This is a genomic window from Collinsella aerofaciens, from assembly GCF_027679495.1.
Classification (GTDB): Bacteria; Actinomycetota; Coriobacteriia; order Coriobacteriales; family Coriobacteriaceae; genus Collinsella; species Collinsella aerofaciens_AK.
Genome location: NZ_JAQEKC010000014.1, coordinates 1 through 19,910, shown reverse-complemented (window position 1 = coordinate 19,910; position 19,910 = coordinate 1). Strand labels below are relative to the sequence as shown.

13 protein-coding genes, 2 tRNA genes and 1 pseudogene are annotated in these 19,910 nt (G+C 63.2%); 14 read left to right on the top strand and 2 right to left on the bottom strand.

All coding sequences use genetic code 11. The features are described 5' to 3' along the window. Nucleotides 1–52 precede the first annotated feature (52 nt). The 14 genes from selA (at nucleotide 53) to PGW49_RS06400 (ending at nucleotide 18,954) form a co-directional block, all read left to right on the top strand. Complete coding sequence (selA, locus tag PGW49_RS06465) at nucleotides 53–1,510, top strand: L-seryl-tRNA(Sec) selenium transferase (protein ID WP_270225972.1); 1,458 nt, start codon at nucleotides 53–55, stop codon at nucleotides 1,508–1,510. Next, nucleotides 1,507–3,474, top strand: a complete 1,968-nt coding sequence (gene selB / locus PGW49_RS06460; RefSeq protein ID WP_270225971.1) for a selenocysteine-specific translation elongation factor — start codon at nucleotides 1,507–1,509, stop codon at nucleotides 3,472–3,474. The genes selA and selB overlap by 4 nt, the downstream gene beginning before the upstream one ends. Nucleotides 3,475–3,609: 135 nt before the next feature. Further along, a tRNA-Sec gene (locus PGW49_RS06455) sits at nucleotides 3,610–3,706 on the top strand. Between the two features lie 155 nt (nucleotides 3,707–3,861). After that, nucleotides 3,862–4,494, top strand: a complete 633-nt coding sequence (gene mobA, locus PGW49_RS06450; RefSeq protein WP_270225970.1) for a molybdenum cofactor guanylyltransferase — start codon at nucleotides 3,862–3,864, stop codon at nucleotides 4,492–4,494. Nucleotides 4,495–4,509: 15 nt separating this feature from the next. Next, complete coding sequence (locus PGW49_RS06445; RefSeq protein ID WP_270225969.1) at nucleotides 4,510–4,905, top strand: putative Se/S carrier protein; 396 nt, start codon at nucleotides 4,510–4,512, stop codon at nucleotides 4,903–4,905. 257 nt (nucleotides 4,906–5,162) lie between these two features. Next, on the top strand, nucleotides 5,163–6,518 hold the full coding sequence (gene gdhA / locus PGW49_RS06440; protein ID WP_270225968.1) for an NADP-specific glutamate dehydrogenase: 1,356 nt from the start codon (nucleotides 5,163–5,165) through the stop codon (nucleotides 6,516–6,518). 240 nt (nucleotides 6,519–6,758) lie between these two features. Then, nucleotides 6,759–7,661: an FAD binding domain-containing protein gene (locus tag PGW49_RS06435; RefSeq protein WP_270225967.1), complete on the top strand. Its 903-nt coding sequence runs from the start codon at nucleotides 6,759–6,761 to the stop codon at nucleotides 7,659–7,661. Then, nucleotides 7,661–10,492: a molybdopterin-dependent oxidoreductase gene (locus PGW49_RS06430; protein ID WP_270225966.1), complete on the top strand. Its 2,832-nt coding sequence runs from the start codon at nucleotides 7,661–7,663 to the stop codon at nucleotides 10,490–10,492. The genes PGW49_RS06435 and PGW49_RS06430 overlap by 1 nt, the downstream gene beginning before the upstream one ends. A gap of 140 nt (nucleotides 10,493–10,632) precedes the next feature. Continuing rightward, nucleotides 10,633–10,716, top strand: a tRNA-Leu gene (locus PGW49_RS06425). Between the two features lie 88 nt (nucleotides 10,717–10,804). Continuing rightward, nucleotides 10,805–12,106, top strand: coding sequence for a trigger factor (tig, locus tag PGW49_RS06420; protein ID WP_270225965.1), 1,302 nt, complete (start codon nucleotides 10,805–10,807; stop codon nucleotides 12,104–12,106). A 163-nt stretch (nucleotides 12,107–12,269) separates the two neighbouring features. Continuing rightward, nucleotides 12,270–12,890 carry an ATP-dependent Clp protease proteolytic subunit gene (locus tag PGW49_RS06415; protein WP_022095182.1) on the top strand — a complete coding sequence of 207 codons (621 nt, stop codon included), beginning with the start codon at nucleotides 12,270–12,272 and terminating at the stop codon, nucleotides 12,888–12,890. A 1-nt stretch (nucleotide 12,891) separates the two neighbouring features. Then, nucleotides 12,892–14,298, top strand: coding sequence for an ATP-dependent Clp protease ATP-binding subunit ClpX (gene clpX / locus PGW49_RS06410; protein ID WP_270225964.1), 1,407 nt, complete (start codon nucleotides 12,892–12,894; stop codon nucleotides 14,296–14,298). Between the two features lie 337 nt (nucleotides 14,299–14,635). Continuing rightward, nucleotides 14,636–17,332, top strand: a complete 2,697-nt coding sequence (locus PGW49_RS06405; RefSeq protein WP_270225962.1) for a valine--tRNA ligase — start codon at nucleotides 14,636–14,638, stop codon at nucleotides 17,330–17,332. A 278-nt stretch (nucleotides 17,333–17,610) separates the two neighbouring features. Further along, on the top strand, nucleotides 17,611–18,954 hold the full coding sequence (locus PGW49_RS06400; RefSeq protein WP_270225961.1) for a bifunctional folylpolyglutamate synthase/dihydrofolate synthase: 1,344 nt from the start codon (nucleotides 17,611–17,613) through the stop codon (nucleotides 18,952–18,954). Between the two features lie 233 nt (nucleotides 18,955–19,187). Here PGW49_RS06400 and PGW49_RS06395 read toward each other — a convergent pair whose 3' ends face one another. Together PGW49_RS06395 and PGW49_RS10485 are read right to left on the bottom strand one after the other, a co-directional pair. After that, on the bottom strand, nucleotides 19,188–19,541 hold the full coding sequence (locus tag PGW49_RS06395) for a helix-turn-helix domain-containing protein (protein WP_270225960.1): 354 nt from the start codon (nucleotides 19,539–19,541) through the stop codon (nucleotides 19,188–19,190). A gap of 76 nt (nucleotides 19,542–19,617) precedes the next feature. Then, nucleotides 19,618–19,722: pseudogene (locus PGW49_RS10485) on the bottom strand (IS110 family transposase); the annotation flags it as partial. Nucleotides 19,723–19,910 lie beyond the last annotated feature (188 nt).

Genomic DNA, 19,910 nt, shown 5'->3' with positions numbered 1-19,910 from the left:
GATGGTTTGACGTTCGAACGATTGATTCACCTTTGGTTTTGAAAGGCCGCACATGAGCGATAGCCAGAACATGTCCGATGAGGTGCGCGCCCGCCTGCGCGCCATTCCTTCCGTCAATGAGCTGCTTGCCGAGTGGCCGGTGGTGAAGGCGGCGGGGGAGACCTGCGACGCGGTGGTCCATGCTGCCGTGACGGCCGAGCTCGACGAGGAGCGCGCCGCCATTCGCGCCGGTGCCGCCCCGCGCTCTAAGCGCGACCTGGCTTCGGCTATTGAGTGGCGTGCGCACCGCTCCGCGCTGCCGAGCCTGCGCCCCGCCGTCAACGCGACGGGCGTGGTTATCCATACCAACCTGGGTCGAGCCCCGCTCGCGGAGTCGGCCGCCAAGGCCGTGGCCGAGGTCGCACGCGGCTACAGCACGCTCGAGTACAGCGTGGACACCTGCTCGCGCGGGTCGCGCAAAGAGCATGCCGCGCAACTCATCCGCTCGCTTACCGGTGCCGAGGATGCGCTGGTCGTCAACAATAACGCGGCCGCCGTGCTGTTGGTGTTGGCAACCCATGCCGCGGGCAAGGAGGTCATCGTCAGCCGCGGCGAGCTTGTCGAGATTGGCGGCAGCTTCCGTATCCCCGATGTTATGGAGGCCTCGGGTGCTAAGCTCGTTGAGGTCGGGGCCACCAACCGCACGCATTTGAGCGACTACGAGCGCGCCATCACGCCCGATACGGCGATGATCCTCAAGGTCCATCCTTCCAACTATCGTATCGAGGGTTTCCACGAGGAGGTGGGTTCTCGGGAGCTTGCGGCGCTTGCTCACAAGCATGGCCTGCTGTTCTACGAGGACCAGGGGTCGGGCGCGCTTTTGCCCGATGACATCCTGGTGCGCGGCGGCGAGGAAACCACGCCGGCTTCGGTTTCGGCAGGGCTCGATCTGGTGTCGTGCTCGGGCGATAAGCTGCTCGGTGCCGCGCAGGCGGGCATTATCATGGGTCGCCGCGATCTGGTGCAGGCCTGTGGGTCGCATCCGCTTATGCGCGCCCTGCGTCCGGGAAAGCTCGCACTGGCGGCTCTCGAGGCTACGCTGCGCATTTACATGGATGGGGCGGATGTGGCCCATCGCGAGGTGCCGGTGCTCAACATGCTCACGCTTCCGCAGGCTCATCTGAAGCGCCGCGCACGCAAGCTGCGCGAGCTGATGGTGGCGGGCCTCGATAAGGCTGGCTGCCCGTGTGCCGTGCAGGTGGAAATCGTCGAGGAGTCGTCGACTCCCGGTGGCGGCTCGCTGCCTACCGTGGAGCTGCCCACGATGTGCGTTGCCGTGCGTCTTGTTGACGCGCGCCTGACGGTCGATGCGCTCAAGCGCTCGCTCATCCAGGACTTCGATACGCCGGTCGTCACGCGCGCCTCGCACGACCGCATTCTGTTTGATGTGCGTACGCTTGTGGGCGACCGCGATATCGAGACGGCGGCATCGACGCTCGTCGCGTGCGTTGAGAAGGCGATTGCTCGATGAGTGAGGTTCAAACGCTGGTGGAGTGCCCCGTTATCGTTGGCACGGCGGGCCACGTTGACCACGGTAAGTCCGCACTGATCGAGGCGCTGACCGGCAAGAATCCCGACCGTCTGGAGGTCGAGCGCCGTCGCGGTATGACCGTGGAGCTTGGCTTTGGCGAGCTGGCGCTGCCGAGCGGCAAGATCGTCGGCCTGGTCGACGTGCCGGGCCACGCGCATTACCTGCGCGCCATGGTGCAGGGTGCCACGGGCATTGATGTTGCCGTGTTGGTGGTCTCTGCCGTCGAGGGCGTGATGCCGCAGACCCGCGAGCACGTGCATGTGCTGGAGCTTTTGGGCGTCACGCATATGGTGGTCGCGCTGACGATGTGTGATCTGGCCGACGCCGAGATGACCGAGCTTGCCGAGCTCGATGTCGATGACTTTTTGTCGGGTACTGTGTTTGCGGGCGCGCCAATTGTGCCCGTGTCGTCTAAGACGGGCGAGGGGATTGACGGGCTGCTTGCGGTGCTCGACGAGCAGGTGGGTGTCTGCTGGGATACCTGTCGCGAGCGTGCCGAGCGGAGCGATGCCGCGCCGCGCCTGCCGATTGACCGCTGCTTTACGATCAAGGGCGCCGGCACCGTCGTGACGGGAACGCTGCACGATGCGCCGGTTGCGGTGGGCGACGAGCTGATGGCTTTGCCGTCGCGTACGGTCTGCCGTGTCCGCGGGATTCAGGTGCATGGCGATACGCCGCGCGCGCTGCCTGGGCAACGCGTGGCGCTCAACCTGGTTGGTGACGGTGTCGCGGCGCTTGACCGTGGCGAGATGCTGGGCGTGGCGGACCGCTTTGGCCAGACGCTGCGTTTTATGATGACGTTCACCTACCTGGGCCGCGAGGGCGCCAAGCCGCGCGTGCTTGAGTCGGGCGCGCGCGTGCATGTGATGGCGGGTACAGCCGAGGTTGTCGGCCGCATCATGCTTTTGGAGGGCGAGGCCCCCATGGCGGTGGGCGAGACCCGTACCGTACAGGTGCGCCTGGAGGAGCCGCTGCCGCTGCGCGCCGGAGACCATGCCGTGGTGCTGTCGTATTCGCCCGTTATGCTCATTGGCGGCGGGCGTGTGCTGCTTTCGCGTTGCCGTCGTTCGCGCGAGCTTGCCGAAGGAGAGCGTGCGCTGTATGTGGCGCTTGAGGCCGGCGATATCGCGGGCGGTGTGGGCGCTTGGCTGGCGCTGCAGACGCTGCCGGTTACGACGGTTGATGTTGCCGAGGCTTTGGATCTTCGTGTTGGCGAGGCCGATGCCGCACTGCGCGGATTGGTGGCGCAGGGCTCCGTTCGCAAGCTTGCCGCGGGCGATGCGGGCCTCTTGGCGGACGCCGTGGTGCTCGACGCCGCGATGGATGCACTGGCGGCGACCCTGTCAGCCATGCACGCGGCGGCTCCCAAGGAGACGGGCTTTACGCCCGGCGCCGTTGCCCATGCTGCGTGGCCTGCCGCTGATGAAGGCGTTGCCGCGGCCCTGATTGCCGAGGGCTGCTCGCGTGGCGTGTGCGCCGCCGAGGGCGCCGAGGTATTCGATCCGCATTCGGCCGCCGCGGCGGCACGCGTGGTGCGAGAGGCTTGCGAGCGCATCGTCGCGCTGCTTGACGAGGCTGGCCTGGATGCACCGGCGCTTCCCGTGGTGGGCGAACAGCTGCAGCTCGGTCGCGACACCATGACGCGTGCCCTGCGCGAGCTTTCGCTCAACCGCTCGATCGTTAAGGTCGAGCGCGACGTTGCCCTGTCCGCTGCCGCCGAGGCCCATGCACGCGAGCTTGTTGCCGCTGCCATTGAGGCAGCCGGCGGCGCAGCCACCACGAGCGTGCTGCGCGAGGCCCTTGGCGTGTCGCGCAAACGCGCCATCAGCATCTTGGAGCACCTGGATGCCGTGCGCTTTACGGTGCTCGACAAGGATGCCGGCGGCCTGCGCTCCCTGCGCTAGCCTACCCTTATCAGTTGCGGTGAAATAGTTCCTGTTTTCCGGTTTAGATGCCTCTTCCCGGAACTATTCCACCGCAACTTCTTGCTTGTCTTTTGGGATGGGGCCTGCTCGGTTTGGTAAAATACCACCGCACTTGGGAACGGATGGGCTCCGGTGGGCTCCGCGGTCCTCAAAACCGTTGCGAGGCGTGCAAAACGTCTTGGATGTGTTCGATTCACATACGTTCCCGCCATACGCTACCAGCGCTTTTGTGCTCGCGGTCTTGCTGCGTGCCGCAAAGGCGCTGTTTTGTTTTTGCATGGGTTTGCCGTGCCGCCCGCTTTATCGGCGACGGTATCTGGCTTCGTGTGTCGGGTTTCGAGCATGCCGATGGAGGTGTTTTGCCGTATGACTACCGTAAGACGGGTCGATCTTTCTTGCGTCGTCCAAGCGGGCGGGCTGTCCTCACGCATGGGCCGCGATAAGGCGCGCATGACGTTTTGCGGCGAACCGCTCATCGAGCGCGTGCTGGGTCGGCTGGCGACAGTTGCCGGCGAGTTGGTCGTGACGACTTCGCGCCCCAGCGAGCTTGCCTATCTTGAGGAGCGCACGTTTGGCGGTCTGGTGCCGCGAATAGTGTCGGACCTTGAGGGGCCGGCGGGTGCCATGCGCGGCATCGCGAGCTCGTTGGCCGCGGCGCGATTGCCGTTCGTGGCGATCGTCGCCTGCGATATGCCGTTTGTCTCGCCGGAACTCATCGGCGCGCTCGCCGATCGTGTTGAGGCCGAGGCGCTCGACGTGTGCGTGCCATGCGAGGAGCGGGGGATTGAGCCGCTTTGCGCCGTCTGGCGCCGTGACGCGTGTGCGCCGGCCGCCCATGAGCTGCTCGCCTGCGACCGCCAGCGCATTCGCTGCCTGATCAATCGCGTTCAGGCTGGTTATATGGATGAACCGCAGATCGTTAAGGCCGCGGGCTCGACGCTCTGCTTCGAAAACGTCAATACGCCCGAGGAGTTTGCGGCGGCCGAGTTACTCGCCTAGACGATTGGAGTTGCCATGTCTCACGATATTTGTCCCGACACGGGAGAGCCTTGCACTTGCGACGGATCCGAACCCTGTACCTGCGGTTGTGGTAGCTGTGGACATACTGCGGAAGAGGAAGCGGCCGCCGCGGCGTATCGTGATGCACACCGCGAAGGCCCGTCCGGTGATGCTCTCGACCACGAACGCAAAATTATCGTGTCGTTTGACAGCACCTTCGATGTGATGGAATGCGAGCAGCTGTGCCTGGATGCCGGCGTGCCCGGGCGCATTATGCCTTTGCCCGGCTCCATTACCGCAGGTTGCGGCCTGTGTTGGGCCATGCCGTTCTCGGGCGATGCACTCTCCGCCTTCCGCACTGCCACCGAAGGCCGCATAACCCCCGCCGACTACCATCAGCTCGTTCTCTAACCACCAACACCAACACAAGGGTGCCTGTCCCCAATGTGGTGGTTGGGAACATGTGGACGAAACAGCTTCGAAACACGCGATTTGTACGTCGAGTGCTCAAAAACGCATCTACCTGCATCGTAATCAAAACGAAACATCTGCTCGTCGGCTTATGCGTAACTTTGCTGCAACAGTGCGATATTATCCATACTCGATAAAGCTCGCGGCGCATGGGGCGCCTCGAACGACACCTTTCTTTTCCATCAATTGGAGGAAGCATGAGCTACACGCAGAAAGTTCTCGACGAGCTCAAGGCCCGCTATCCCGAGCAGCCTGAGTTCATCCAGGCCGCGACCGAGATCCTCGGCACCATCCAGCCGGCGCTCGACGCCCACCCCGAGTACGAGGAGGCTGCCCTGTTGGAGCGCCTCGTCGAGCCCGAGCGCATCGTTATGTTCCGTGTCCCCTGGGTCGACGACCAGGGCAAGGTCCAGGTCAACCGCGGCTACCGCGTCGAGTTCAACTCTGCCATTGGACCCTACAAGGGCGGCCTGCGCTTTAACCCGACGGTCACCCTGGGCATGCTCAAGTTCCTGGGCCTGGAGCAGATTCTCAAGAACAGCCTGACCACCCTTCCCATGGGCGGCGGCAAGGGCGGCTCCGACTTTGACCCCAAGGGCAAGTCCAACAACGAGATCATGCACTTCTGCCAGTCCTTCATGACCGAGCTCTATCGCCACATTGGCCCCAACACCGACGTTCCCGCCGGCGACCTGGGCGTTGGCGGCCGCGAGGTTGCCTACCTGTTCGGTCAGTACAAGCGCCTGACCAACGAGTGGACCGGCGTTCTTACCGGCAAGGGCCTCTCCTTTGGCGGCTCGCTCGCCCGTACAGAGGCCACCGGTTACGGTCTGGCCTACTTTGTGGACGAGTACCTTAAGAGCCGCGGCGACTCCTTCGAGGGCAAGAACATCGTCGTTCACGGCTCCGGCAACGTCGCTATCTACGCGGTCCAGAAGGTCACTCAGCTCGGCGGCAAGGTGCTCGCCTGCTCCGATACCCACGGCTGGGTCGAGGATCCCGACGGCATCGACTACACCGTGCTCGAGCACATCTACAATAAGAAGCGCTCTGGCCACGACAAGGGCGTTACGCTCGCTATGTACGTTGACGAGAAGCCCAACGCCGTGTGGCACGAGGGCGACGGCCGCGGCGTGTGGCAGCTGCCCTGCGACATCGCGCTGCCCTGCGCTCGCGAGAACACGCTGCTGCTCGAGGACGCCCAGGCGCTCGTCGCCAACGGCTGCAAGGTGGTCGGCGAGGGCGCGAACATGCCCACGACCATCGAGGCCACGACCTACTTCCAGGAGAACGGCGTCGCCTTTATGCCTGGTAAGGCTGCCAACGCCGGTGGCGTGCTCGTGTCCGGCTTGGAGATGAGCCAGAACGCCGAGCACCTGTCCTGGACCTTCGAGGAGGTCGACGGCAAGCTCGAGCAGCTCATGCGCGGCATGTTCCACAACGTGGACGACACCGCCAAGGAGTACGGCCAGGAGGGCAACTTCGTCATGGGCGCCAACATCGCCGGCTTCCTGAAGGTCGCCGACGCCATGCTCGCCCAGGGCGTCTGCTAAATCTTCGCTCGATATAGCATGTAATGAGGCTCTCGGCTCAACGCCGGGAGCCTTTTCTATCCCGGAGGACTCCTCATAACTTGCGGTGATATACGGACTGTTTTGCGTTCCAGAACGGCTAATCAGTCCGTATATCACCGCAAGTTATGGATGGGTGGGTGGATTTTGTCCTAAAACGGTGTGCGGCCCCTCGTTTGGTACACTTAAAAGTACTGGACAAGTGAAGAGATGGGGGAGAACGTGCTCAAGTTCGGTACCTACGTCCGTGTTGGAAACGCGGCCGAAGCCTATGAGCTCTTACAGAAGAACCGCAACAACAAGATTGTGGGCGGCGGCATCTGGATGCGCCTGGGTTCGCGTCGCGTGGCGACGGCGATTGACCTTTCGGCCTGCGGACTCGATCAGATCGAGGAGACCGAGACCGAGTTTCGCATCGGCGCCATGTGCACCCTGCGCCAGCTCGAGCGCCATGCCGAGCTCAACGCGCTTGTCAACAATGTCTTTGAGTTCGCCGTCCACGACATCGTGGGCGTGCAGCTGCGCAATACCGCCACGGTGGGCGGCAGCATCTACGGCCGCTTTGGTTTCTCGGACGTTCTCTCCGCCTTCCTCGCGCTCGATTCCTATGTTGAGCTGACGGGCGCCGGCCGCGTGCCGCTCGCCGAGTTCGTCGACATGGGTTACGTGCGCGACGTGATCGAGCACATCGTGGTCGTTAAACACGACTACCGCGCGAGCTATGAGGCCGTGCGCAAGGCTGCGACCGACTTCCCCTCGCTCAACGTCACCGCCGCCTGGTGGGACAACACCTGGCACGTCACCGTGGGCGCCCGCCCGCTGCGCGCGACCCTGCTGCAGGGCGAGGCATGCGGCCTTACCAGCGAGCAGCCTTCCGAGGACGAGCTGCGCGCCTTGGCCGCATCCGTGCGCTCGCTGAGCTACGGCACCAACCTGTGGGGCTCGGCAGACTACCGCCGCCGTATCTCGGCCCCGTTGGCGATTCAGGCCGTGCGCCGCGCCGCCGGCATCGAGCTTTCGGCCGCGCTTGCTCGCGAGCTCGAGGGCGTGCAGATTCCTAAGTTTGCCACGGACGAGTATTCCTGCCGCCGCGTGCCCGGCGTCGATTCTAGCGAGGTGCGCTAATGGCTGCCAAACTCATCGATCTTTCCTTTACGCTCAACGGCCGCAAGGTCAAGGTTCAGATTGCCCCCGACACCATGCTCTTTTCGCTTCTGCGCGAGCAGGGTTGTGCGTCGGTGCGCTGTGCCTGCGAGACCACCAACTGCGGTCTGTGCACGGTGTGGCTCGACGGTGACCCGGTGCTGAGCTGCTCGGTTCCCGCCGCCCGTGTTGAGGGACACACCATCACCACGCTTGAGGGTCTTAAGGCCGAGTCCGAGGCACTGGCCCGCGCGATGGCTGCCGAAGGTGCCGAGCAGTGCGGTTTTTGCGCCCCCGGCCTTATCATGAACGTGCTGGCGCTTGCCCGCGCCGCCAAGGAGGACCCGAGCCTCGTCGCCACGCGCGAGGAGCTCTCTCGCCAGCTCTCCGGCAACCTCTGCCGTTGCAGCGGCTACGAGAGTCAGCTGCGCGCCATCGTCCACTTTCTCAATGAGTCCGGCGTGCAGGTGGGCTTTGAGATGCCCGAACTGCCGGTCAATAACACCAGCTCCGATGGTGTCGCATACAAGCAGATTACCCACAAGCAGCCCAAGAAGGACTCGAAGGCACTGCTCGAGGGTCGTCCCGTCTACACGGGCGACTTGGTACCTGCCGGTGCGCTCATCGTCAAACTCAAGCGCAGCCCCTATGCCCGCGCCAAGATTCGCTCCATCGATACGTCGCGCGCCCTGAAGGTGCCCGGCGTGGTGGGCGTCTACACCTACGAGGACGTGCCCCAGCGCCGCTTTACCATCGCCGGTCAGAGCTATCCGCAGCCGAGTCCCTACGACCGCCTGATTCTCGAGAACCTCGTGCGCTACCAAAACGAGGAGGTGGCGATTGTCGCCGCCGAGACCGAGGAGGCCGCCGACAAGGCACTCAAGCTCATCAAGGTCGACTACGAGGTGCTCGAGCCGCTGCTCGACTTTACCCAGGCGCTCGATAACGACATCGTGGTCCACCCCGAGGGCGACGTGACCTTTATGTTCCCGCAGGGCGGCGACGTGTCCCGCAACCTGGTGTGCAGCGGTACCAGCGATTTTGGCAACCTTGACGAGGCGTTCGCCCAGAGCGACATCGTGTTCACCCGCACCTACACCAGCCAGGCCACGCAGACCGCGCCCATGGAGACCTTCCGCGCCTTCGCGACGACCGACGCGTTTGGGCGTATCTCGGTGACCACCTCCACGCAGGTGCCCTTCCACGTGCGCCGCATGGTCGCGCAGTCGCTCGATATCCCGCAGTCGCAGGTGCAGGTCATTAAGCCGCGCATCGGCGGCGGCTTTGGCTCCAAGCAGACGGGCTGCTGCGAGATCTTCGTGGCGTTCGTGACCCAGCAGACCGGTCGTCCGAGCTACTGCTGCTACACCCGCGAGGAGACCATCACCGCGGGCAACTCGCGACATCAGATGCAGATGACCGTCAAGCTGGGCGCCATGAACGACGGCACCATCACGGCCATCGACCTACATACGCTGTCCAACGCCGGCGCCTATGGCGAGCATGCCACCACGACGATCGGCCTTTCGGGCCACAAGAGCCTGCCCATCTACAACCACGTGAAGGCGAGCCGCTTTAGCTGGGACGCCGTCTACACCAATACCAACCGCGGCGGCGCGTATCGCGGTTACGGTGCCACCCAGGGCCAGTTTGCCGTGGAGAGCGCCGTCAACGAGCTCGCCGACATGCTGCACGTGGACCCTGCCGACCTGCGCCTTAAGAACATCGTGCGCGAGGGCGAGGTCATGCCGCAGTACTACAACGAGAAGCTCAACGCCTGTGCGCTCGACCGCTGCCTGCTGCGCGCGATGGACATGATCGGTTGGCGCGACAAGCCGCTGGCTGTGGACCTGGGCGACCGCGTGCGTGCCCTGGGCTGCGCGCTCACCATGCAGGGCTCGGGCATTTCCAACGTGGACATCGCCGGCATCGACATGCGCCTGGAAGAGGACGGCTTCATTACCATCGGCACCGGCGCCACCGACAACGGCATGGGCGTTGACACGATCCTGGCGCAGATTGCCGCCGAGGAGCTGGGTGTGGAGAGCTCGCTCATTGTGGTACGCGGCGTGGACACCGATGTGTCGCCGTTTGATGCCGGCTCGTACGCGAGCTCGGGTACGTACGTGACGGGACTTGCCGCCAAGAACGCCGCGACCGAGCTGCGTGAGAAGATCTGCGCCAAGGCAGCCCAGATGTGGGGTGTGGACGCCGCCGACGTGGTTTTCGATGGCCAGTACGTGCGCCTGTCCGACGAGCGCGCCGCGCGTGAGCAGAACCGCTACCTCACGCTGCGCGACTTTGCCAACCTGTGCGTCAAGAACATCGCGGGCGGCGACGCGCTCACCTCGCATGCCTCCGCCTGCCTGCCCGTTTCGCCTCCGCCGTTTATGGCCGGTATTGCCGAGGTCGAGGTCGACAAGGCCACCGGCAAGGTGACTGTGGTGGACTATGCGGCAGCTGTGGACTGCGGCACCGTGATCAACGAGGCGCTCGCGCGCGTCCAGGCCGAGGGCGGCATTGCCCAGGGCATCGGTCACGCACTCTACGAGATCGTCGAGCACGATGACCGCGGCCGCCTGCGTACCGGCAACTTTATGAGCTACAAGCTGCCCACGCGCCTGGATATCGGCAGCATCCGCGTGGCCTTTGAGCCGAGTTACGAGCCGACGGGCCCGTTTGGTGCCAAGTCGATTGGCGAGGTCGTCATCAACACGCCGCTCGCCGCCGTGGCCTCGGCCGTGGCGCACGCCACCGGCCATCAGGTTCGCTCACTGCCCATCACGCCCGAGAAGGCCCTGCTGGGGGAGTAGCGGGTCAGTGAACAAGTCGTAATTGGCGGGGCGGGGCAACTCGTCCCGCCTTTTGCGCTCGTGGTGAGGTCGTGAGCCTGTAAAAGGTGTGCGTGCGCTTGCCGTTCGTATCTGCTATCATTCCTAGTCTGTGCGCTCATGCGGGCGTGGCGGAATTGGTAGACGCGCCAGATTTAGGTTCTGGTGGGATTCCCGTGAAGGTTCGAGTCCTTTCGCCCGCACCAACGCATCTGCGTCGGCTTCGGCCGTCGCGACTCTTTGTTGCATAAAGGTACCAGCACCTCAGATAAGCTGGGCAGTATGAGGAGGAACGTGTTGAACATCACCGCTTCTGACGTCAAGGACGCCAAGCTCACCGCTACGGTCACCATCCCGGCCGCCGACGTCGACGCCGCGATCAAGAAGGCCTACAAGGACACCGCCAAGAAGTACCGCTTCCCGGGCTTCCGTGCCGGTAAGGCTCCCCGTCCGGTCATCGACTCCGCACTTGGCGCCGAGGCTACCCTCGCTCAGGCCACCAACGACCTGATCGCCGCCAACGAGCCCGCCGTCCTCAACGAGCTGGACATCGTCCCCACCAAGAACGGTGACTACAAGGAGCTCGACCTCGCCAAGGATCACGAGGACTACACCTACACCGTCGAGTTCTCCCTGCGTCCCGCTGCCGAGCTCTCCTCCTTCGACGCTGTCGAGATCGAGATGCCCCCTGCGGAGGTCACCGAGTCCGAGATCAACAACCAGGTTGAGATGCTCCTCAACTACCGTGCCACCTTTGAGGACGTCGAGGGTCGCGCCGTCGAGGCCGAGGACTACGTCACCGTCGATCTCAAGGCCGTTGAGAACGCTGACAACTTCGCCGCCGAGGGCCGCATGCTCATCGCCGGTAGCGACAGCAACCCCAAGGAGTTCAACGAGGCCCTGATCGGCGCTAACGTTGACGACGTCAAGACCGTCACCTGGACCGACGAGGTCGAGGAGGGCGAGGAGGCCGAGACCCACACCGTCGAGGTCACCGTCAAGGGCATCAAGGTCCGCAACACCCCCGAGCTCACCGATGAGCTCGTCAAGTCCGACTTTGGCTTTGACAGCATCGACGCCATGCGCGACGCCATCAAGATCGAGATCGAGCAGGACAAGGCTTCCCGCCTGCCGGCCGAGAAGGAGAACCGTTGCGTCTCCGCTCTCGCCGAGCGCCTGCAGCTCGACGAGATGGATGCTGACTACGAGCAGTCCGTCTTTGAGGAGCTTGGCCAGAACTTCCTGTCCAACCTCGCTGCCCGCGGCATGACGCTGGATACCTGGCTGCCCGCTTCCGGCCTGACCATGGAGCAGTTCATCGGCGACCTGCACAAGCAGGCCAACGACGTTGCCCGTGAGTCCCTGGCTCTCGACGCCCTCGCCCGTGAGCTCAAGATTGAGGTCACCGAGGACGACGTCAACGCCGAGTTCGAGAAGGCCGGCGTCAAGGACGTCGAGGCTTCCAAGGCCGAGTTCATCGCCGATGGCCGCATGCCTGCCGTCCGCGAGTCCATCCGTCGCTCCAAGGCCGTCGACCACCTGGTCGAGAACGCCAAGGTGACCGAGGTCGACGAGACCGCCAAGGACGCCGAGTAATTCTCGCCACCTTGCCCGCGAGCGCATGCGTGCGTCCGTGATGGGGTAAAGTTATACACCGGTTATCCGGTTGCTTCGTACGGTGCCAGCCAATGCATAGCATGCGGGCACCGTACGTTTATTTAGAACCAATTTGGTCCGCAAGAGAGAAATGGAGATGCGTATGATCGCTAAGTTCGATTCCGCCCTCGTGCCATACGTTATCGAGCAGACGCCGCGCGGCGAGCGCAGCTACGATATCTATTCGCGCCTGCTCAACGATCGCATCATCTTTTTGGGCGAGGAGATCAACTCCGTCAGCGCCAACCTGGTCGTTGCCCAGCTGCTGCATCTTGAGAGCCAGGATGCCGAGAAGGATATCTCGCTCTACATCAATTCGCCCGGCGGCGAGGTCTACTCCGGCCTGGCGATTCTGGACACCATGAACTTTATCAAGCCGCAGGTCTCCACCATCTGCGTCGGTATGGCCGCGTCCATGGCCGCCGTGCTGCTTTCGGCCGGCGCTAAGGGCAAGCGCTTCTGCCTGCCGCACTCCAAGGTCATGATTCACCAGCCCAGCGGCGGTGCCCAGGGTCAGCAGACCGAGATCGAGATCGTTGCCGAGGAGATCAAGAAGACTCGCCGCGAGCTCAACCAGATCCTGTCCGATGCCTCGGGCCAGCCGATCGAGAAGGTCCAGGCCGACACCGAGCGCGACAACTACCTGACCGCTGCCGAGGCCCTCGACTACGGCCTGATTGACCGTATCGTCACCTCGCGCGATCTCGCCGCGAAGGACGCCTAGGATGGCAGGAAACATGCAGGACAACTTTGACGAGAACGGCAACCCCATCCGCTGCTCCTTCTGCGGAAAAGAGCAGGGCCAGGTCCGTCGCCTCGTAAAGGGCCCGACCAACATCTTTATCTGTGACGAGTGCGTCGCCGCCTGTTCCGAGATTCTGGAGGAGTCGCTGGCTTCGGACTTTATGGACGCTGCCCGCAACGGCAAGCTGCCGGGCTTCCTCAACGATCACGGCCAGGCTGCATCCCAGCCCGCCGTTAACCCCGAGGCCGAGGGCTTTGAGCTCGAGGATGACCGCCAGGTCATCACACACGTGCCGACGCCGCACGAGATCTATGACGAGCTTTCGGCCTATGTTATGGGTCAGGAGGACGCCAAGCGCGCCATGTCGGTGGCCGTGTACAACCACTATCGTCGCGTGATCGAGGGCGGCGCCGCGGTGTCTGCCTTTGACGACGGTATGGGCTCGCAGTTCGACGACGATATGGACGAGGTAGAGCTCGCCAAGTCTAACATCCTGCTGCTCGGTCCCACCGGTACCGGTAAGACCCTGCTCGCCCAGACGCTCGCGCGCATCCTCGAGGTGCCGTTTGCCATCGCCGACGCTACCGCGCTTACCGAGGCCGGCTACGTGGGCGAGGACGTGGAGAACATCCTGCTCAAGCTCATCAACGCCGCCGATGGCGACATTGAGCGCGCGCAGGTGGGCATTATCTACGTGGACGAGATCGATAAGATCGCCCGCAAGGCCGAGAACCTCTCCATTACCCGCGATGTTTCGGGCGAGGGCGTTCAGCAGGCGCTGCTTAAGATTCTTGAGGGCACGGTGGCAAGCGTTCCGCCCACCGGCGGCCGCAAGCATCCCCAGCAGGAGCTGCTGCAGATCGATACGACCAACATCCTGTTCATCTGCGGCGGTGCCTTTGTGGGCCTGGACAAGATCATTGCCGATCGCGTGGGCAACAAGGGCGTGGGCTTCAACTCCGAGATCGCCGGCCCCACCTCGGTCGACGAGAACGACCTGCTGCGTCAGGTGCTCCCGCAGGACCTCAACGCCTTTGGCATGATCCCCGAGTTCGTGGGCCGTACGCCCGTCGTCACCCAGACGCAGGCGCTCGACGAGGATGACCTGGTGTCGATCCTGACCGAGCCCAAGAACGCCGTGGTGCGTCAATACCGTAAGATGTTCCAGCTCGAGGACGTTGAGCTTGAGTTTGAGGACGCCGCCCTGCACGAGATCGCCCGCATGGCGCTCGCCCGCAAGACCGGCGCCCGCGGCCTGCGCTCCATCTGCGAGGACGTGCTGCAGCAGACAATGTTCGATCTGCCCAGTGAGGAGGGCGTTTCCAAGGTCATCGTGACCGAAGCCTCCGTAAAGGGCGAAGAGCAGCCCCAACGCATCTACGGTTAAATAGCTTGAATCCATGCCCCGCGGCAACCACCGCGGGGCCTGCCATTTAGGGACAGGTTTATTTTGGTCGGTTTTATATGGGCAAATGTCGTTTCCCCTGATAAAACCTACCAAAATAAACCTGTCCCTTTTCGGCAGGTATGCCTGTGCTATTCTGTGAGATTGTCAAGTTAGTACCTTCAGACTGAAGTAATCGATACCTAAGGCGTGTCCGCCTGCTTGGTTTTCGTAGATTCCGCACGAGCCGAAGAGCACTTAATGTGCTCTTCGCGCGAGTCAGGACCTGACCGAGCGAAAACCAAGCAGGCGGACACGCCGACGGGCAAGGGAGAAATATATGGAAGAAATGCCCAAGAACTACGATCCGTCGACCAACGAGCCGGCGATCCTGCAGAAGTGGCTCGACGGTGGCTACTACAAACGCCGTGAGGGCGTGGGCGACTGTACCGTCACCATTCCGCCTCCCAACGTGACCGGCAAGCTCCACATGGGTCACGCCACCGACGACTCCATCCAGGACGCCATCATCCGTATGGCTCGCATGCGCGGCAAGTCCACGCGCTGGGTGCTCGGCACCGACCACGCCGGTATCGCCACGCAGACTAAGGTCGACAAGAAGCTCAAGAGCGAGGGCATCAGCCGCCTGGAGATCGGTCGCGACAAATTTGTCGACGCTTGCTGGGATTGGACCCACGAGTACGGCGGCATCATCGTCGAGCAGATCAAGCGCATGGGCTGCTCCGTCGACTTCGATAACGAGCGCTTCACCATGGACGAGGACTATGCGCAGGCTGTACGCAAGGTCTTTTGCGACTGGTACCACGACGGCCTGATCTACCGTGGCAAGCGCATCGTCAACTGGTGCCCCAACTGCACCACCGCTATCTCGGATGACGAGGCCGAGTACAAGGACGAGAAGGGCCACCTGTGGCACCTGCGCTACCCGCTGACCGAGCCGGTCAACGGCCAGGACTATATCGTCGTCGCCACTACGCGCCCCGAGACCATGCTCGGCGACACGGGCGTCGCCGTCTCCCCGAAGGATCCCGAGAAGGCCGCCTTTGTGGGTAAGACCGTCAAGCTCCCCATCGTCGACCGTGAGATCCCCATCTTTGAGGATTGGCACGTCGACGCCAACTTCGGCTCCGGCTTCGTCAAGGTCACCCCTGCTCACGACCCCAACGACTACGCTATGGGTCAGGCCCACGACCTGCCGCAGATCAACATCTTCGACGAGCACGCGGTGGTCGTCGAGGGCTATGGCGAGTTCACCGGCATGAATCGCGACGAGTGCCGCGAGGCCGTTGTCAAGTGGTTCGACGAGCACGGCCTGCTCGACCATGTCGAAGAGCTCGACCACTCCGTCATGCACTGCTACCGTTGCGACTCCGCCCTGGAGCCGTGGCTATCCGAGCAGTGGTTTGTGGCCGTCGACAAGCTCAAGGGGCCGGCGCTCGACGCCGTCAACTCTGGCAAGGTTACCTTCCACCCCGCGCGCTGGACGCAGACCTACACCACCTGGATGGAGAACCTCAAGGACTGGTGCATCAGCCGCCAGCTGTGGTGGGGCCACCGCATCCCCGTGTTCTACTGCGAGGACTGCGGCTGGGAGGACGCCCTGACCGAGGACACCGACGTGTGCCCCAAGTGCGGCGGCCATCACGTGCATCAGGACGAGAACGTGCTGGACACCTGGTTCAGCTCGCAGCTGTGGACCTTCGCCACGCAGGGCTGGCCGCAAAAGCCGGAGCTGCTCGAGGGCCATCACCCCACGACGGCGCTCGTCACCGCGCGCGACATCATCGCGCTGTGGGTCGCCCGCATGGTCATGAGCTCGCTGTACTTCCTGGACGAGGTGCCGTTTAAGGACGTCGTCATCTACCCGACGATCCTTGCCAAGGACGGCAGCCGCATGTCCAAGTCCAAGGGCAACGGCGTTGACCCCATGGACCTCATTGGCATGTACGGTGCCGATGCCATGCGTTACAACCTGCTCACACTGTGCACCAACAACCAGGACGTCAAGTTCGACGCGAACATCGATAAGAAGACCAAGAAGCTCATCGACAGCCCGCGCACCGACCAGGCCAAGTCGTTTGTGACCAAGATCTGGAACGCCAGCCGCTTCCTGCTTATGAACATGGAGGGCTACACGCCCGGCGAGCCCGTCGTGGAGACGCCGGCCGACGCCTGGATGTTCAGCCGCTTGGCCAAGGCCGTGAAGATGGTCACCGAGGGCATCGAGAACTACACCTTTGGCGACATGGCCCGCGGCGTGCAGCAGTTCTTCTGGAACGAGGTCTGCGACTGGTACGTCGAGGTCACCAAGGCCCGCCTGAAGGGCGAGGGTCGTCTGCAGGCGCAGCGTAACCTGATCTTTGTGCTCGACACCTCCATTCGCCTGATGCACCCGCTCATGCCGTTTGTCACCGAGGAGATCTGGGACAACATGCCGGCGAGCGTGCTCGATCTGGACGCCGAGGGTAACGTGAACCGCGCCGAGGCGCTCATGATTGCCAAGTGGCCCGAGCCCGCCGACTACGCCAAGTACGTTGACGAGCCCGCCGAGCGCGCGTTTGAGCTGTGCCGTACCGTCGTGTCTGCCGCCCGCGCCACGCGTTCGCGTTATCGTTTGAGCCCCAAGGCCGAGCTCGACGTGGTCGTGCGCGCCGGTGCCGAGGACATCGAGAAGCTCGAGAGCCTGCGTTCGACCATCGAGCCGCTGGCAAACACTGCCTCGCTGGTCATGGGCACCGATGTTGAGAAGCCGGCGGCGAGCATCGCCGTGGTCGATAGCGGCGTCGAGGTCTTTGTGGTGCTCGAGGGCAAGGTCGATCTTTCGGCCGAGAAGGCACGCCTGGAGAAGGAGATCGCCGCGGCGCAGAAGGAGCTCGCCGGCTGCGAGAAGACGCTTGCCAACGAGGGCTTTGTGGCCAAGGCCGCGCCCGCGGTAGTGCAGAAGAAGAGGGACCGTGCAGCTGAGCTCAAGGAGATCCTGGCGGCGCTGACTGCTCAGGTTGCTGACTTCTCGTAAGGTTTACTCGGGGGCGCGTCCCGACGCTTTGCTCGCTACTGCGGACAGTCCTGCGCAAGACGGACAGCACATTAAGTGCTGTCCTTTGCGTGCGGAACTTGTATCGAGCAAAGCGTCGGGCCGCTCCTTGTGCGGTTACGTGGTTGTTTGCATCTGGCGCGTTTGGGCCACTGGGTTGTGGCCTTGATCTCGCTGCAAGCGGGGTTTGGCTGATATTTTGAATGGGAGGGGCTCGTTGTTGCTTACGGGCCTCTTTTTATGTTGAGGGGACTTTGGTTATGGCGAAGCGTTCTGGGTTGTATTCGGTGCCGTTTGGGGTTCCGGAACTTTCTTTTGATGAGGCTGTTGCGCTTGCGGCCGATACGGGCAAAATCGCACGTTATTCCACGCCGTTGCTCGAGACTGTTGTCGAGATGCTCGATGAGCTTGGTCGTCCTGATGAGTTCTATGATTGCGTCCAGATAGCCGGTACCAATGGAAAGACCTCGACGACGCGATTCTCGGCTGCCATTCTTCGTGGTGAGGGCCTTAAGACGGCGCTCTTTACGTCTCCTCATCTGGTGCGTTATCCCGAGCGTATGGAGATTGATGGAAAGGTCGTCTCAGACGAGGTCTTTGCCCATGGTGTCTCTGCGGCGTATGAGGCAGGTCGTCGTCTCAACGCACGTCGTGAGGCGGCGGGCGAGGAGCTTCGTTCTATTACGCCCTTCGATCTTTTGTCCGTGGCCGGTTTGACTATGTTTGCCGAGGCTTGCGTGGACGTGGCCGTGCTTGAAGTCGGCATGGGCGGACGCTGGGATGCTACGAGTGCGACCGATCCCGTGGCCGTCGCCATTACGGGCATTGGACTCGATCATACACGTATTTTGGGCAACACGCTCGAGGCCATTGCGGGGGAGAAGGCTGCGGTTATTAAGCCTGGGCGCTTGGTTGTTTTGGGCGAGGGTACGCATGAGGCGAGCGTTCAGCGCGTGATGGATGCCCGTTGCCGTGAGTGCGGTGTGGTGCCGCTCGTGGTGAACCATGCCACAACCAAGGTTCCGGCACACGTGGGCGACACGGTTGAGTTTAGCTGCACCACGCCGCGTGCGATCTATACGTCAAGCATGGTTAAGCCGGCCTACCAGCCGCAGAATGCTGCGTGCGCGATTATGCTGTGCGAGGGGTATTTGGGCCGCGAGCTCGACCACGATGCGCTGGATGCATCGCTTATGGGCTGCCCCACGCCGGGTCGTTTTGATGTGCTGGGGACCGATCCGCTCAAGCTGATCGATGCCTGCCATAACCCTCAGAGCTGCGAGAACTTTGTGAGCGCGCTGGACGAGATAGATCCGTGCGTCGAGAATCGCCCCACGCTGCTGTGCGCCGCACTGGCCGACAAGGATGTGGCCGGTATTGTCGATGTTCTGATTCCGGCCTTCCCGCGTGTGGTCGTAACCCAGACCGATTCCGATCGCGCCCTGCCGGCAGAGGAACTTGCTGCCCTGGTGGACGCCAACAAGCTTGCCGGTGTGTACCCTAGCGTGCCCGAGGCTCTCGCGGCTTTTGACGCCGTGGGCGAGTCCTTCGTTGCCGCCGGCACCATCACCCTAGCCGGCGAAGTAGCCGGCCTGCTCCGCTAACCCATCCCCTCATCAGTTGCGGTGAAATACGGACTGTTTTACAAGCCAGAAGCCTCAAACAGGCCGTATATCACCGCAACTCAAAAGCAGCCAATTTGGGACGGGGCTTTTTTAGCTGCCCTGTGCCCCGAGTTGACTCGCTTGCCACGAAATTGGCCTATCTACTACGTTTGACCGGTTACCCTCGACCACACGGAACATTGCGAAATTAAAACCGACGCTCCTATAAGTTGTCAAGAGGCAGTTTGCGGGAGCGTTCTCTCCAATTTTCTCTCCAATTCGCACAGGAGCTCGTAATACCTCCTCTCCAGTTTCGTCGACCGCCGTCTCCCATGTTCCAGGTGACCGAGTGAGGCCGCGGACATGCCGAGCCCCGCGGCGGCCTGCTTCTGGGTCACCCGCATCGCCTTGCGCATCTTCGCGAGCTCGGGGCCTTCCGGCGCGGCGCCGTCGGGATTCGGGTCCATGAGCACGCGGTACACCTCCCGCGCTATGTAGCGCTTCAGGCAGCGGACCGCCTCCCTCCGGGACTTCCCCTCGGAGGTTCGCTTCGCCACGTACCTCCTCGTCCTCTCGTCGTACGCCATGCGCTTGATCGCGATCTCGTAGTGCGATCTCGTAGAGCGCCCAGTTCGCCTGCCGGTTGCCGCCGCGGTTGAGCCTGTGCCGCTCCGTCTTCCCGCTCGACGCGGGGATCGGGGAGACGCCGCACAGCATCGAGAACGCCGCCTCGCCCTTCAGCCTGCCGGGGTTGTCGCCGGCGGCCACGACCAGGGCGGCGGCGGTCGTCGTGCCGCAGCCCTCGATGCCGAGCAGCGCGGGCGCGTTCGCCTCCAGCAGCGCGCGGATGCGCGCGTCGAGGGATTCGACCTGGCTGCGGGCCTCCTTCCAGACCGTCGCGACGGACCGCAGCGAGGCCAGCACGCTCTCCTCGAGCGCGTCGCCCGCCTTCCTCC

Bases quoted from the DNA above. Each gene is read 5' to 3' on its own strand.
- selA (WP_270225972.1), top strand. From the start codon at position 53: ATGAGCGATAGCCAGAACATGTCCGATGAGGTGCGCGCCCGCCTGCGC.
- selB (WP_270225971.1), top strand. From the start codon at position 1,507: ATGAGTGAGGTTCAAACGCTGGTGGAGTGCCCCGTTATCGTTGGCACG.
- mobA (WP_270225970.1), top strand. From the start codon at position 3,862: ATGACTACCGTAAGACGGGTCGATCTTTCTTGCGTCGTCCAAGCGGGC.
- PGW49_RS06445 (WP_270225969.1), top strand. From the start codon at position 4,510: ATGTCTCACGATATTTGTCCCGACACGGGAGAGCCTTGCACTTGCGAC.
- gdhA (WP_270225968.1), top strand. From the start codon at position 5,163: ATGAGCTACACGCAGAAAGTTCTCGACGAGCTCAAGGCCCGCTATCCC.
- PGW49_RS06430 (WP_270225966.1), top strand. From the start codon at position 7,661: ATGGCTGCCAAACTCATCGATCTTTCCTTTACGCTCAACGGCCGCAAG.
- PGW49_RS06415 (WP_022095182.1), top strand. From the start codon at position 12,270: ATGATCGCTAAGTTCGATTCCGCCCTCGTGCCATACGTTATCGAGCAG.
- clpX (WP_270225964.1), top strand. From the start codon at position 12,892: ATGGCAGGAAACATGCAGGACAACTTTGACGAGAACGGCAACCCCATC.
- PGW49_RS06405 (WP_270225962.1), top strand. From the start codon at position 14,636: ATGGAAGAAATGCCCAAGAACTACGATCCGTCGACCAACGAGCCGGCG.
- PGW49_RS06400 (WP_270225961.1), top strand. From the start codon at position 17,611: ATGGCGAAGCGTTCTGGGTTGTATTCGGTGCCGTTTGGGGTTCCGGAA.
- PGW49_RS06395 (WP_270225960.1), bottom strand. From the start codon at position 19,541: ATGGCGTACGACGAGAGGACGAGGAGGTACGTGGCGAAGCGAACCTCC.